The 13,369-nt window shown below is 61.6% G+C and carries 13 protein-coding genes and 1 pseudogene; 11 read left to right on the top strand and 3 right to left on the bottom strand.

The window, feature by feature from the left end:
- The first annotated feature begins 6 nt into the window (after positions 1-6).
- From GR197_RS03830 to GR197_RS03780, 11 genes are all read left to right on the top strand, one after another.
- The gene (locus tag GR197_RS03830; protein WP_164006732.1) at positions 7-852 is read left to right on the top strand and encodes an alpha/beta fold hydrolase; all 846 of its coding nucleotides are present in this window, start codon (positions 7-9) and stop codon (positions 850-852) included.
- Complete coding sequence (locus GR197_RS03825; protein ID WP_164006731.1) at positions 849-1,784, top strand: flavin reductase family protein; 936 nt, start codon at positions 849-851, stop codon at positions 1,782-1,784. Before GR197_RS03830 ends, GR197_RS03825 begins: the two co-directional genes overlap by 4 nt.
- On the top strand, positions 1,781-2,821 hold the full coding sequence (locus GR197_RS03820; protein WP_164006729.1) for an LLM class flavin-dependent oxidoreductase: 1,041 nt from the start codon (positions 1,781-1,783) through the stop codon (positions 2,819-2,821). The genes GR197_RS03825 and GR197_RS03820 overlap by 4 nt, the downstream gene beginning before the upstream one ends.
- A 4-nt stretch (positions 2,822-2,825) precedes the next feature.
- A complete protein-coding gene (locus GR197_RS03815) occupies positions 2,826-4,289 on the top strand; it encodes an aldehyde dehydrogenase (protein ID WP_164006727.1) in 1,464 nt (487 codons plus the stop codon).
- 5 nt (positions 4,290-4,294) lie between these two features.
- Positions 4,295-4,618, top strand: coding sequence for an NIPSNAP family protein (locus GR197_RS03810; protein WP_164006725.1), 324 nt, complete (start codon positions 4,295-4,297; stop codon positions 4,616-4,618).
- A 48-nt stretch (positions 4,619-4,666) separates the two neighbouring features.
- Positions 4,667-5,677 (top strand): ABC transporter substrate-binding protein, encoded by a 1,011-nt coding sequence (locus GR197_RS03805; RefSeq protein ID WP_164006723.1) that lies wholly within the window; start codon positions 4,667-4,669, stop codon positions 5,675-5,677.
- A gap of 113 nt (positions 5,678-5,790) precedes the next feature.
- A complete protein-coding gene (locus GR197_RS03800; RefSeq protein WP_164006721.1) occupies positions 5,791-6,663 on the top strand; it encodes an ABC transporter permease in 873 nt (290 codons plus the stop codon).
- A 1-nt stretch (position 6,664) separates the two neighbouring features.
- Positions 6,665-7,465, top strand: a complete 801-nt coding sequence (locus tag GR197_RS03795; protein WP_164006719.1) for an ABC transporter permease — start codon at positions 6,665-6,667, stop codon at positions 7,463-7,465.
- A complete protein-coding gene (locus GR197_RS03790) occupies positions 7,462-8,538 on the top strand; it encodes an ABC transporter ATP-binding protein (RefSeq protein ID WP_164006717.1) in 1,077 nt (358 codons plus the stop codon). The genes GR197_RS03795 and GR197_RS03790 overlap by 4 nt, the downstream gene beginning before the upstream one ends.
- 10 nt (positions 8,539-8,548) lie before the next feature.
- Positions 8,549-10,003 carry an NAD-dependent succinate-semialdehyde dehydrogenase gene (locus GR197_RS03785; RefSeq protein ID WP_164006715.1) on the top strand — a complete coding sequence of 485 codons (1,455 nt, stop codon included), beginning with the start codon at positions 8,549-8,551 and terminating at the stop codon, positions 10,001-10,003.
- Positions 10,004-10,044: 41 nt separating this feature from the next.
- Positions 10,045-10,845, top strand: a complete 801-nt coding sequence (locus GR197_RS03780) for a phosphate/phosphite/phosphonate ABC transporter substrate-binding protein (protein WP_164006713.1) — start codon at positions 10,045-10,047, stop codon at positions 10,843-10,845.
- A gap of 50 nt (positions 10,846-10,895) precedes the next feature.
- Here GR197_RS03780 and GR197_RS03775 read toward each other — a convergent pair whose 3' ends face one another.
- The 3 genes and pseudogenes from GR197_RS03775 to GR197_RS03765 form a co-directional block, all read right to left on the bottom strand.
- A complete protein-coding gene (locus GR197_RS03775; RefSeq protein ID WP_164006711.1) occupies positions 10,896-11,252 on the bottom strand; it encodes a RidA family protein in 357 nt (118 codons plus the stop codon).
- Between the two features lie 16 nt (positions 11,253-11,268).
- A pseudogene (locus GR197_RS03770) lies at positions 11,269-12,091 on the bottom strand (ABC transporter permease).
- Positions 12,091-13,347: an ABC transporter permease gene (locus tag GR197_RS03765; RefSeq protein WP_164006709.1), complete on the bottom strand. Its 1,257-nt coding sequence runs from the start codon at positions 13,345-13,347 to the stop codon at positions 12,091-12,093. The pseudogene GR197_RS03770 and the gene GR197_RS03765 overlap by 1 nt, the downstream one beginning before the upstream one ends.
- Between the last annotated feature and the right edge of the window lie 22 nt (positions 13,348-13,369).

Here is a 13,369-nt window from a genome sequence, read left to right as displayed (position 1 = left end):
GCTGAGATGCTGACAGCTGGATCGATCTCGGGCGCCGCTGCAGCAAAGAGCGCCGCCGCTCACCTGCCCCGAAAGCAGACGGCAGGTGGAACGGCCTATCACGAGGCCGGCAGCGGCGAGCCGCTGATTCTCATTCATGGCGTCGGTATGCGGCTTGAGGCCTGGGCACCGCAGATTGCGTTCCTGTCGGCCAGCCATCGCGTCATCGCCGTCGATATGCCGGGACATGGCGAGAGCGCAAAACTGCCGCCGGGCAGCCGCCTCGAGGATTTCGTCGCCTGGCTCGGGCGCTTTCTCGACGAGATGGCGATCGATACGGTGAATGTTGCCGGCCACTCGATGGGAGCGCTGGTATCGGGAGGGGCGGCGGCAACGTTCGGCGAACGTATCAGCCGTGTGGCTTACCTCAACGGCGTCTACAGGCGTGACCCGCAGGCAAAGGCTGCGGTCCTCGCGCGGGCCGCGGCCATTCCGATGACGGGCGTGGACAAGGAAGGCCCCCTGGCTCGCTGGTTCGGCGATGATCCCGATAGCGTCGTTGCACGTGAATTGACGCGGAAATGGCTCAACCTCGTCGACCCGGAGGGGTATGCTGTCGCTTACGCCGCCTTCGCCGGAGGAGACGAGACCTATGCCGATCGTTGGAAAGACGTGGCTGGTCCGGCCCTGTTCCTGACGGGGTCCGATGATCCGAATTCGACGCCTTTGATGGCGACGCAAATGGCGGCGCTCGCGCCCCGGGGCTGGGCCCGTATCGTCGAGGGTCATCGTCATATGGTGAACCTGACCGCGCCTGATATCGTCAATTCGCTGCTCGCTGAGTGGCTGTCGTTCGGGGAGGATGAACGATGACAATCCAGACTGTCGACCCAAGAGCATTGCGTGATGCATTCGGCGCTTTTCCCACAGGCGTGACTGTCGTCACCGCCTGCGACGGCGATGGAAATCCGATCGGCTTCACGGCGAACTCCTTCACATCGGTCTCGCTCAATCCGCCTTTGCTTCTCGTCTGTCTCGCCAAGACGTCGCGTAATTTCGCGACCATGACCGGAGCGCAGCATTTTGCGATCAACGTGCTTTCGGAAACCCAGAAAGACGTGTCGAACACTTTTGCGCGGCCGGTCGAAGACAGGTTTGCAGCGGTCGAATGGACCAAGGGCGCGGCGGGCTGCCCGATCTTCTCGAGCGTGGCGGCCTGGTTCGAATGCGCCATGGATCAGGTCGTCGAGGCCGGTGACCACGTCATTTTGATGGGGCGCATCGAAGCGTTCGACAATAGCGGCCGCAATGGTCTCGGCTATGCGCGTGGCGGCTATTTCACGCCGACGCTCGCCAGCAAGGCGGTTTCGGCGGCAAGTGAAGGCAATATCGAACTCGCAGCCGTCGTCGAGCGCCGCGGAGAGGTTCTGCTGCTCGGCGAGGAGGTGCTCTCTTTGCCAAGCGTCGACGCCCATGACGGCAACCCGACCGAGACGCTGGAAAAGTACCTGGAGACGCTCACCGGGCTGAAGGTCAGCATCGGCTTTCTTTATTCGGTCTATGAGGGCAAGAGCGACGGCAAGCAGCACATCGTCTATCACGCCGTCGCCGGCGACGGGGAGCCTGCCGGTGGCAGGTTCGTGAAACCCGACGCGCTGGCTGCGGCAAAATTCAAGACCAGTTCGACCGCCGATATCGTCAATCGTTTCGCGATGGAAAGCTCGATCGGCAATTTCGGCGTCTATTTTGGTGACGAGACCGGCGGCACCGTTCATCCCATTCCAGCCAAGGGCGCAAAAGCATGAAGTTCTCCCTCTTCGTCCATATGGAACGGCTCGACGCCAGCCAGAGCCATAAGAGCCTCTACGAAGAATTCGTCGCGCTCTGCGAGATCGCCGACAAGGGCGGCATGCATGCGATCTGGACCGGCGAGCACCATGGCATGGATTTCACCATCGCGCCCAACCCGTTCGTGACCATTGCCGATCTCGCCCGCCGCACGTCGCGGGCAAGGCTCGGGACGGGCACGGTGATCGCTCCCTTCTGGCATCCGATCAAGCTCGCCGGCGAGGCAGCTATGGCCGACATCATCTGCGACGGAAGGCTCGACATCGGGATTGCGCGCGGCGCCTATTCCTTCGAATACGAACGTCTGTTGCCGGGTCTCGATGCCTGGGGGGCTGGCCAGCGCATGCGCGAACTGATCCCGGCGGTCAAGGGCATCTGGAACGGCGACTACGCCCATGACGGAGAGTTCTTCAAGTTCCCCGCGACCACCTCGGCGCCGAAGCCGCTGCAGCAGCCGAACCCGCCGATCTGGGTCGCGGCGCGCGATCCGAACTCGCACGAGTTTGCCGTCGCCAACGGCTGCAACGTTCAGGTCACACCGCTCTGGCAGGGTGACGACGAGGTTCAGTCGCTGATGGAACGCTTCAACGATGCCTGCGCCAAGAATCCTGATGTCGAGCGGCCGAAGATCATGCTGCTGCGCCACACCTATGTCGGCTCGTCGGAAGAGGACGTTGCCCAGGCCGCCCATGAACTCAGCGTTTATTACAACTACTTCTTTGCCTGGTTCAAGAATGAGAAGCCGGTTACCCAAGGCCTGATCGAACGGATTCCGGACGAGCAGATCCGAGCGAACGCCATGCTGTCGGATCAAGTCATGCGCACCAACAATGTCGTTGGCAATGCCGAGACCGTCATCGACCGGCTGAAGGCCTATGAGGCGCTCGGCTACGACGAATATTCCTTCTGGATCGACACCGGCATGAGTTTCGAGCGAAAGAAATCGTCGCTCGAGCGCTTCATCACCGAGGTCATGCCGGCATTTCAGGAGTAGGGCCATGCGGCGTTTCCAGCACTATATCGACGGCGAATTTTCGGATGGCGAGGCTTCCTATCCGAGCATCGATCCGGCGACCGGCGTGGTCTGGGCTCATATGCCCGAAGCCCGCGAAGGGGATGTCGATCGGGCTGTGATCGCTGCAGAGAGGGCGCTTTATGAGGGCCCGTGGACGAAACTGACGGCCACCCAGCGCGGCAAGCTGCTTTACAAGCTGGCCGATCTCGTTGCCGCCAACGCCCCGATTCTGGCGGAACTGGAGACGCGCGACACCGGCAAGATCATCCGCGAGACATCCGCGCAGATCGCCTATGTCGCCGAATATTATCGCTATTATGCCGGCATCGCCGATAAGATCGAAGGCTCCTACCTGCCGATCGACAAGCCTGACATGGATGTCTGGCTCCGCCGCGAGCCGATCGGCGTCGTCGCAATGGTCGTGCCGTGGAACAGCCAGCTCTTCCTGTCGGCGGTCAAGATCGGCCCGGCGCTCGCCGCCGGCTGCACAATGGTGGTCAAGGCCTCGGAAGACGGGCCGGCGCCGCTTCTCGAATTCGCCCGCCTGGTGCATGAAGCGGGTTTTCCCGCCGGCGTCGTTAACATCATCACCGGTTTCGGCGCTTCCTGCGGTGCGGCGCTTGGCCGTCATCCGAAAGTTGCGCATGTCGCATTTACCGGCGGTCCCGAAACAGCCCGGCACGTCGTTCGCAACTCGGCCGAAAACCTCGCCTCCACTTCGCTTGAACTCGGCGGCAAGTCACCCTTCATCGTCTTTGCCGACGCCGACCTCGAAAGTGCGGCCAACGCCCAGGTCGCGGGTATTTTCGCGGCGACCGGGCAGAGTTGCGTTGCCGGATCGCGCCTGATCGTCGAACGTAGCGTCAAGGACAGGTTCGTCGCCCTGCTGCGGGAGAAGGCAGAAGCGATCCGGATCGGTCCGCCGCTCGATATGGCGACCGAAGTCGGCCCGCTTGCCACCAAGCGCCAGCAGGACAATATCGGCGCCCTGGTTGAGAGATCGATCGAAAGCGGCGCCCGTCTCGTCACCGGCGGACGCAAGATCGACGGCGAGGGTTATTATTTCCCGCCGACCATTCTCGATTGTGACGATGTCGCTTCACCGTCGCTGATCGAGGAATTCTTCGGTCCGGTTCTCTCGGTCGTCTCCTTCGAGACCGAGGCGGAGGCGCTGAGGCTTGCCAACGACACCCGCTACGGCTTGGCCTCCGGCGTCTTCACTCAGAACCTTACCCGGGCGCACCGGCTGATGAAGGGGCTGCGCGCCGGCATCGTCTGGGTCAATACCTACCGCGTGGTATCACCGATCGCACCCTTCGGCGGCTTCGGTCTGTCGGGTCACGGCAGGGAAGGCGGCATGGCCGCGGCTCTCGACTACACCCGTACCAAGACGATCTGGCTGAGGACCTCGGACGATCCGATCCCCGATCCCTTCGTGATGAGGTGACGCCGATGTTTTACGAAATCCGCACCTATCGGCTGAAGAACGGCACGATCCCGCAATATCTCAAGGTCGTCGAGGAAGAGGGCATCGAGATCCAGAAGAGCCATCTCGGCGCGCTGGTCGGCTACTTCTTCTCGGAGATCGGCACGATCAACGAGATCGTCCACATCTGGGCCTTCACGAGCCTTGATGACAGAGAGGCGAGACGCCAGCGGCTTCTGGCCGATCCCCGATGGCAGGCCTTTCTGCCCAAGATTCGCGACCTCATCGAGGTGGCGGAAAACAAGATTATGAAGCCAGCCAGTTTTTCTCCCAGGAGCAACGCGCGCTGACGACATAACGCATACCCGTAGGACAAACCAAAACAGGGATAAGGGAACATGAAAACAACATTTGCATTCGCGGCGGTTGCCGCATTCGTCGCGGTCTCTGCGCCGGCCCACGCTGATAACATGGTCTTCTCGAGTTGGGGCGGAACGACCCAGGATGCCCAGAAGGCGGCATGGGCGAGCCCCTTCACCGAGAAGACCGGCACCACCGTCGTGCAGGACGGCCCGACCGACTACGGCAAGCTCAAGGCCATGGTCGAGGCCGGCGAAGTCACCTGGGACGTCGTTGACGTCGAAGGCGATTATGCCGCCCAGGCCGGCAAGACCGGCCAGCTCGAGAAGCTCGACTTCTCCGTCATCGACAAATCTAAGCTCGATCCGCGTTTTGTCACCGATTATTCGGTCGGCAGCTTCTATTATTCCTTCGTCATCGGCTGCAATGCCGATGCCGTCAAAGCCTGCCCGAAGACATGGGCCGATCTGTTCGACACGGCCAAGTTTCCCGGCAAGCGCACATTCTACAAGTGGTCGGCTCCCGGCGTGATCGAAGCCGCACTGCTTGCCGACGGCGTGGCTGCCGACAAGCTTTATCCGCTTGACCTAGACCGCGCCTTCAAGAAGCTCGATACGATTAAATCGGACATCATCTGGTGGTCGGGCGGCGCCCAGTCGCAGCAGCTGCTGGCATCCGCCGAAGCGCCCTTCGGCAGCGTCTGGAACGGCCGCATGACGGCGCTTGCTGCGACCGGCATCAAGGTTGAAACCTCCTGGGAACAGAACATCACCGCTGCCGATGCGCTCGTCGTGCCGAAGGGCTCGCCGAACGTCGAATCCGCGATGAAGTTCATTGCACTGGCGACCTCTGCCGAACCGCAGGCCGCCTTGGCAAAAGCCACCGGATATGCGCCGATCAACCTTGACTCGGCCAAGCTGATGGACCCAGAGACGGCAAAGACCCTGCCGGACCAGCAGACGGCAAGCCAGGTGAACGCCGATATGAGCTACTGGGCCGATAATCGCGATGCCATTGGCGAGAAGTGGTACGCTTGGCAGGCGAAATAAGCTGAAACTTGAGATCAAAGGGCACGGCGAAGGTTCGCCGTGTCCCCCGCAGCGCCAGTGCCAATCGGTTGCACCTCGGCGCCCGCGGAAACTGACGGGTGGGAAGGACTGTCATGTCGACGTTTAGCAATGCCTCCGGCGTAATTACGCCCTTGCCAAAGGTCCGCAGGCCAACAGGTTTCAGCGGGGTCGTTCCGGCGTTCGCCTTCGTGAGCATCTTTTTCATCGTGCCGGTGGCGATACTTCTGTTGCGAAGCGTGCTGGAACCTGTGCCGGGTCTGGGAAACTACGCGCAGCTGATCGGCTCTGCGACCTATCTCAAGATTTTCGCCAATACTTTCATCGTCTCGGGTCTCGTCACGGTGATTTCGCTTACGATCGGTTTTCCGGTCGCCTGGGCGCTGGCGATCATGCCGGGACGGCTGAGTTCGGTAATCTTTGCGATCCTGCTCCTGTCGATGTGGACCAACCTTTTGGCCCGCACCTATGCCTGGATGGTGCTCCTGCAGCGGACCGGGCTTATCAACAAGATGCTGATGGGAATGGGTCTGATCGACCAGCCGCTGGCGCTCGTCAACAATCTGACCGGCGTGACGATCGGCATGACCTATATCATGCTGCCTTTCATCATCCTGCCGCTCTATGGCGTGATCAAGAAGATCGACCCGTCGACGCTGCAGGCGGCCGCCCTTTGCGGCGCCAATCGGTGGCAGTGCCTGACGCGTGTTCTGCTGCCGTTGGCGATGCCGGGCATGGCGGCCGGCGCACTCATGGTCTTCGTCATGTCGCTTGGCTATTTCGTCACGCCGTCGCTTCTCGGCGGCACCTCCAACATGATGCTCGCAGAATTGATCGCGCAGTTCGTGCAGTCGCTGGTCAACTGGGGAATGGGGGGTGCTGCGGCGCTGGTCCTCCTGGTGGTGACCCTGTCGCTTTATACCGTGCAGCTGCGTTTCTTCGGCAACCAGAATCCGGGAGGACGTTGATATGTTGCTCAATTTCGACCGTCTCGGTTGGTGGAAATACGCCCTTCTCGGCATAACGCTTCTGACCGCGGCCTTCCTGCTGATGCCAATCGTTTTTATCGCGGCACTGTCATTCGGCTCGTCGCAGTGGCTGATCTTTCCGCCGCCGGGCTGGACGCTTCAATGGTATGGCGAGCTCTTCGCCGATCCCCGCTGGCTGGAATCGGCTTTAACGAGTCTGAAGATCGCCGTCATCGTCACGGTTCTGTCGGTACTGCTCGGGCTCGTGACATCCTTCGGACTGGTGCGTGGTTCATTCATGTTCCGCGATGCGCTGAAAGCGCTGTTCCTCACGCCGATGATCCTGCCGGTCGTGGTTCTCGCGGTCGCCCTCTACGCCTTCTTTCTCAGGATCGGCCTTGGCGGCACCTTGACGGGCTTCGTCATTTCGCACCTCGTGCTGGCGCTGCCCTTCTCAATCCTGTCCATATCGAGTGCGCTTGAAGGTTTCGACAAGTCGATCGAGGATGCGGCGGTGCTCTGCGGCGCCTCGCCCCTTGAGGCAAAAATCCGGGTCACCCTTCCCGCGATCAGCCATGGGCTGTTTTCGGCGGCCGTCTTCTCCTTCCTGACATCCTGGGATGAGGTGGTGGTGGCGATCTTCATGTCCAGCCCGACCCTGCAGACCCTGCCCGTGAAGGTATGGGCGACGCTGCGGCAAGACCTGACGCCTGTTGTCGCAGCCGCGTCGACCCTGCTCATCCTTTTGACGATCATCTTGATGGCCCTGGTAGCCGTCGTGCGTAAGGTACTGAAACAATGAACGAACCATTCCTTCAGATCCGCGGAATACGCAAGGAATACGGCCCCGTGGTCGCCGTGCACGACGTCACGCTCGACGTCCGGCGCGGGGAATTCCTGACCTTTCTCGGCCCGTCCGGATCCGGCAAGAGCACGACGCTCTACATTCTGGCGGGATTTGACAATCCGACGAAAGGCGACATTACGCTCGAGGGCAAGACCCTGCTCGCCACACCGTCGCACAAGCGCAACATCGGCATGGTGTTCCAGCGTTACACCCTGTTTCCGCATCTGACGGTGGGCGAAAACATCGCCTTTCCGCTGAAGGTCAGGCGCAAGTCCAAGGCCGAGGTCGACACCAAGGTGAAGGAGATGCTGCGCCTTGTCCGGCTTGAAGGTTTCGAGGACCGCAAGCCGGCGCAGATGTCCGGCGGCCAGCAGCAGCGTGTCGCCCTTGCCAGAGCCCTTGCCTATGATCCGCCGGTGCTTCTGATGGACGAGCCGCTGTCGGCGCTCGACAAGAAGCTTCGCGAGGAAATCCAGCACGAGATCCGCCGCATCCACCAGCAAACCGAAGTGACGATCCTCTACGTCACCCACGATCAGGAGGAGGCTCTGCGGCTCTCCGACCGCATCGCCGTCTTTTCCAAGGGCGTCATCGACCAGATCGGCACAGGCCCTGAACTCTACGCCAATCCGAAGACCCGCTTCGTCGCCGAATTCATCGGCGACAGCGACTTCATTTCCTGCGACCTGCTGTCGTCGTCCGATGGGCAGGCTACGATTTCACTTGGCGGCGGCGCCGTCTTCAACAGCATTCCGGTGCATGGAAAAGGGGCTGCCGGCACAAAGGCAGCCTTGATGCTGAGGCCGGAGCGCATTCGGCTGTCGCGCGCCCAAGCGGGAGCGAGTCTCGCCGCCACCGTCAGTGACATCACTTTCCTCGGCAACAATATCCACGTTTCCACCGAAACGGCGAAGGGCGAGGCGCTGGCGGTTCGCCTGCCGTTCGGTCACGAAGCGATCACCGGGCTTAGCCGTGGAGATACGGTGCATCTGGATTTCGATCCGGGTGCCGCTCACGTCTTCTGTTGAGAGTCCTCCTATGAAACTCAGTGATCCCTCGCTCTTCCGTCAAGCATGCCCGGTCGCCGACCGTTGGATCGAAGCGGAAGGCCGTCCGGCAACGACCGTCCGCAATCCGGCGACGGGCGAGAAGCTGGGCGCGGTCCCCGACCTCGGGGCGGCGGAAACGGAGGAAGCCATCCGCGCTGCCGTCATTGCCCAGAAGCTTTGGGCAAAGAAGACCGCCGGCGAGCGCGCCGCCGTTCTCAAGGCATGGCATCGCCTGATGATCGAAAACCGTGACGATCTGGCGATGATCCTGACGCTGGAGCAGGGAAAACCGCTCGCTGAGGCCAAGGGGGAGATCACCTATGGCGCGAGCTTCATCGAATGGTTCGCCGAAGAGGCAAGACGCATCAACGGCGAAACCATACCGGGGCACCAGCCGGACAAGCGCATTCTCGTCCTGCGTCAGCCCGCAGGCGTGGTGGCCGCCATCACGCCCTGGAACTTTCCGAACGCGATGATCACCCGCAAGGTCGGCCCGGCACTCGCCGCCGGCTGCGCCGTCGTTCTCAAGCCGGCGCCGCAGACGCCATTCTCGGCAATCGCCATCGCCGTTCTCGCCGAGCGCGCCGGCCTGCCGGCAGGCCTCCTCAACATCGTCACCGGTGACGCTGTCGCAATCGGCGGGACGCTGACGGCAAGCCGTGACATCCGGGTCCTGACCTTCACCGGCTCGACGCGAACGGGCGAGCTGCTTTACCGGCAATGTGCGCCGACGATCAAAAAGCTCGGCCTCGAACTTGGCGGCAATGCACCCTTCATCGTCTTTGACGACGCCGATCTCGACGCTGCCGTCGAAGGCGCGATCATCGCCAAGTTCCGCAACAATGGCCAGACCTGCGTCTGCGCCAACCGGCTCTATGTCCAGGATGGCGTCTACGAGGCTTTTGTCGCCAAGCTGGCAACCGCCGTTTCGGCACTGAAGGTCGGCAACGGCCTGGAGCGCGACGTCGTGCTCGGTCCGCTCATCGACGAAAATGCTGTTGCCAAGATCGAGACGCATATTAGCGATGCCGTCGCAAAGGGTGCAGGACTCGTTTCAGGCGGCAAACGCCACGCACTCGGCGGCCTTTTCTTCGAACCGACCATTCTGCGCAACGTTGCGGCCGGCATGCAGGTTGCCCGCGAGGAAACCTTCGGGCCTCTGGCGCCGCTCTTTCGGTTCCGCGACGAGCGAGATGTCATCGAACAGGCAAACGACACCGAGTACGGGCTTGCTTCGTATTTCTACGCGCGCGATCTGTCGCGGGTTTTCCGCGTTGCCGAAGCGCTCGAATATGGGATGGTCGGCGTCAATACCGGTCTCGTCTCCACCGCCGAGGCGCCGTTCGGCGGCGTGAAAATGTCGGGTCTTGGCCGCGAAGGCTCCAGGCACGGGTTGGACGAATATACCGAACTTAAGTATGTATGTTTGGGTGGCATTGGCTGACCTTGGTCGACATTTGCGCATGCCGCAAAAGAAAGACCAGCATGCAATTCGCCCGTATAGCAATGTATCTCACACCCCAGCCGCTTGCAGGTGCGACGGCCGAGCTCTGGTCGTTCCTCCGGCATTATCTCTCGCAGGCCGGCCTGACGGACCTGCCCGAGACGCTCGATCGGACGGTGGCTTATGACGACGCCTGGCTGAGGCCGGATCTTCTCCTCTCGCAGACATGCGGCTATCCCTTTGCCAGCCGCCTGCGCGGCAAAGTTCGCCTGGTGGCGACGCCGGTCTATGATCATCCCGGCTGTGACGGCCCGCTGATGTGCAGCTTCATCATCGTCCGCACGGGTTCTTCCCTTCGCACGCTGGAGGATCTGCGCGGCACCACGGCTGCAATCAACAGCCCCGACAGCAATTCCGGCAGCAATCTCTTTCGCGCGGCCGTCGCTCCGCTTGCCCGCGAGGGCCGCTTCTTCGGCCGGATCATTGAAACCGGCAGCCACGGCGGCAGCATCGCCGCCGTCGTTGAGGGCAGGGCGGACAGCGCGGCGATCGATTGTATCACCTATGCCAATATCCGCCGCTTCGATCCCGGCCGGATTGAAGGGGTCCGCATCATCGCCGAAACGCCTAAAGGTCCAGGCCTGCCATTCATTACTTCAGGCGATGCCTCTGACGACAGAGTCCTTCTGCTACGAAATGCGCTCTACGCCGCCGTCAACGACCAATCGCTGGCAGCGGCGCACGCCACACTCGGCCTCGCCGATTTTGCCGTGCTTTCCGAAGCCGACTATGAGCCGCTTTTATCATTAGCCGGCGATGCATTGCCGCAATTGAGAACGTGAGTTTCTCAAATCATATCCGTCCTGGCGAGATGACGGCGGACGCTGATCAGTCACTCTCCTATCGCCGCGACAATGCCGATCTCGACGGAAAATTCCGGCCCAGCGAGCCTTGCTTCGACCGTGGCACGCGCCGGCGCATGGCCCGCTGGCACCCAGGCATCCCAGACGGCATTCATGTCTTCGAACCTCGATATATCCGCAAGCCAGATGGTTGCGCTGAGGATTCTCGTGGGATTGCTGCCTGCGCCCTCCAGAAGCCGCGTGATCCGCGCCAGGATGTTGGTCGTCTGCTCGCGGACGGAGGCACCAGGCGCGTCGATGGCCACCTGGCCTGCGAGGAAGACGAAGCAGCCATAGGTCACGGCCTGGCTCATCCGCTTTCCGGTTTCGTAGCGCTCGATCTGCATGCTCAAACTCCCTGAATTAGCCCCTGTGCGCAATCTTCTGGCGTTCAGCGCGTCGCTGCAGCCATTGGATCGTGGCGAGAAACAGTGTTGAAAAACAGGATGAGGAGGGTGGCGACGGCAGCGATTGTCGGGCTCAGCGTTTCCCGTACGCCGCTCCACATCTGGCGCGGCAGCGTGCGTTCCTCAGAACCGGCGATGAAGAGCGCGATCACCACTTCGTCGAACGAAGTCACGAAGGCAAAGAGGGCGCCGGATGCCACTCCAGGCGCGATGACCGGCAGCATGATGCGCAAGGTCGCTTCGACTGGGGTTGCGCCGAGACTGGATGCTGCTCGCATCAGATTGTGATCGAAGCTTGCGAGTGTCGCCGTCACGGTGATCACCACGAAGGGCGCACCGATGGCCGTATGGGCTAGCACCAGCCCCGTCAGGCTGTTGAGCAGCCCGACGGCGGCGAAGGCATAATAGATGCCGACCGCCGAAACGATGACCGGCACGATCATCGGTGAGATCAGGATGGCGGTCAGCGTGGCCCGCGCCGGACAGGATGGCCGGCTGAGACCGATCGCGGCAAGCGTGCCGAGAAAGGTCGACAGGACAGTGGCGCAGACAGCGACGATGATGCTGTTTCTCAGCGCCAGCTGCCAGACGTTGGAATCGAAGAATTCGCGATACCACCGCAGCGACAGGCCGGGCATGGGATAGGTGAAGAACGGCTCGGCATTGAAGGACAGCGGCACGATCGCGACGATCGGCGCGATCAGGAACAGAATCACAACGCCGCCGGCCAGCCACGAGAGTATCGAAAACAGCCGCGGGAAAGAAAGGAAGTTCGTCATCAGCCTATCCTCAGCCTGTCGATGCCGACGATGCGATTGTAAACGGCGTAGAGGATCAGCACCGCCACCAGCAGGATCGTGCTTAGAGCCGCCGCCATGCCCCAGTTCGTGACCTGGTTGGAATAATAGGCGATGAAATAACTCACCATCTGGTCTCCCGGCCCACCGACCAGAGCCGGCGTGATGTAATAGCCGAGCGCCAGAATGAAGACGAGCAAGCCGCCGGCGCTGACACCGGGCATGCTCATCGGCAGGTATATGCGCAAGAAAGCCGATACCGGCGGCGCGCCGAGCGACGAGGCGGCCCTCAGATAGACCGGGGGGATGCTTTTCATGACGCTGTAGATCGGCAGCACCATGAAGGGCAGCAGAATATGGGTCATGGCGATCAGGACGCCGATGCGATTGTAGATCAAGTCGAGGGGATGTGCGGGGTCGACCAGGCCCAGCCAGATGAGTGCCGAGTTGATCACGCCGCGTCCCTGCAGCAATACGACCCAGGCGCTGGTGCGGACCAGAAGCGAGGTCCAGAATGGCAGAAGCACCAGGATCAGCAGCGTATTGGCAACGGCGCCTTTCGAGCGGGCGATCAGGGCGGCGAGGGGATAGCCGAGGAACAGGCAGATCGCGGTTACCGAAGCGCTGACGACGAATGTGCGGATCAGCACATCGACATGTACCGCATTCTCCGCCGAGACCCTGCCGATGGCGCCCGACGCGTCGCGCTCCAGGTCGAGCGAGGCGAGAAGGTAGTAGTCAGTGAAGGGCGGCGACGCATTCTTGATGAGCGTCCAGTAGTGCGGTGTCTCCCATTTGGGATCGATGGCAACAAAAGCCGGCTTATACGGCGGCGCGGCGATGCGGATGGTGCGGGCGGTTTTCAACAGCATCGAGCGCATGCCTGTCTCATAATAGTTGAGACGCTTGGCCACCTCGGCGATCTGGTCGCGGGGCGATTGTTTCAGATCGGCGGCAAAGGCGGCAAACAGCGCTTCGTCCGGCGGCGATTGTTCATCCCAGGCTGATAGAGCCGACATCGTGTATGGCAGGGCGGCCGAAGCCGCCCTGTTGTCAACCGCCCGCGTCAGCAACAGGGCAATGGGCAGCACGAAGACGAGCAGCAGAAAGATCAATAAAGGCGCGACCAGCAGCAGCGCTCGCAACTGCGCCTTGTTTTTCGCGCTGCCGCGGCTTTTCACCCGCATGCGGGCGGCAATCGTCGAACCGTCGCTGTCATTCATTGTCGCGATCACCATCGCTCATGCCTTTTTGCGGTAG

Source organism: Rhizobium phaseoli (assembly GCF_010668805.1).
GTDB lineage: Bacteria > Pseudomonadota > Alphaproteobacteria > Rhizobiales > Rhizobiaceae > Rhizobium > Rhizobium phaseoli_A.
The sequence above is the reverse complement of the archived record's forward strand: the minus strand, read 5'-3'. Positions and strand labels throughout refer to the sequence as shown.

Excerpts from the sequence above, each read along its gene's own strand:
- GR197_RS03830 (WP_164006732.1), top strand. The coding sequence starts at position 7 with ATGCTGACAGCTGGATCGATCTCGGGCGCCGCTGCAGCAAAGAGCGCC.
- GR197_RS03810 (WP_164006725.1), top strand. The coding sequence starts at position 4,295 with ATGTTTTACGAAATCCGCACCTATCGGCTGAAGAACGGCACGATCCCG.
- GR197_RS03825 (WP_164006731.1), top strand. The coding sequence starts at position 849 with ATGACAATCCAGACTGTCGACCCAAGAGCATTGCGTGATGCATTCGGC.
- GR197_RS03765 (WP_164006709.1), bottom strand. The coding sequence starts at position 13,347 with ATGGTGATCGCGACAATGAATGACAGCGACGGTTCGACGATTGCCGCC.
- GR197_RS03790 (WP_164006717.1), top strand. The coding sequence starts at position 7,462 with ATGAACGAACCATTCCTTCAGATCCGCGGAATACGCAAGGAATACGGC.
- GR197_RS03780 (WP_164006713.1), top strand. The coding sequence starts at position 10,045 with ATGCAATTCGCCCGTATAGCAATGTATCTCACACCCCAGCCGCTTGCA.
- GR197_RS03800 (WP_164006721.1), top strand. The coding sequence starts at position 5,791 with ATGTCGACGTTTAGCAATGCCTCCGGCGTAATTACGCCCTTGCCAAAG.
- GR197_RS03815 (WP_164006727.1), top strand. The coding sequence starts at position 2,826 with ATGCGGCGTTTCCAGCACTATATCGACGGCGAATTTTCGGATGGCGAG.
- GR197_RS03795 (WP_164006719.1), top strand. The coding sequence starts at position 6,665 with ATGTTGCTCAATTTCGACCGTCTCGGTTGGTGGAAATACGCCCTTCTC.
- GR197_RS03775 (WP_164006711.1), bottom strand. The coding sequence starts at position 11,252 with ATGCAGATCGAGCGCTACGAAACCGGAAAGCGGATGAGCCAGGCCGTG.
- GR197_RS03820 (WP_164006729.1), top strand. The coding sequence starts at position 1,781 with ATGAAGTTCTCCCTCTTCGTCCATATGGAACGGCTCGACGCCAGCCAG.
- GR197_RS03785 (WP_164006715.1), top strand. The coding sequence starts at position 8,549 with ATGAAACTCAGTGATCCCTCGCTCTTCCGTCAAGCATGCCCGGTCGCC.
- GR197_RS03805 (WP_164006723.1), top strand. The coding sequence starts at position 4,667 with ATGAAAACAACATTTGCATTCGCGGCGGTTGCCGCATTCGTCGCGGTC.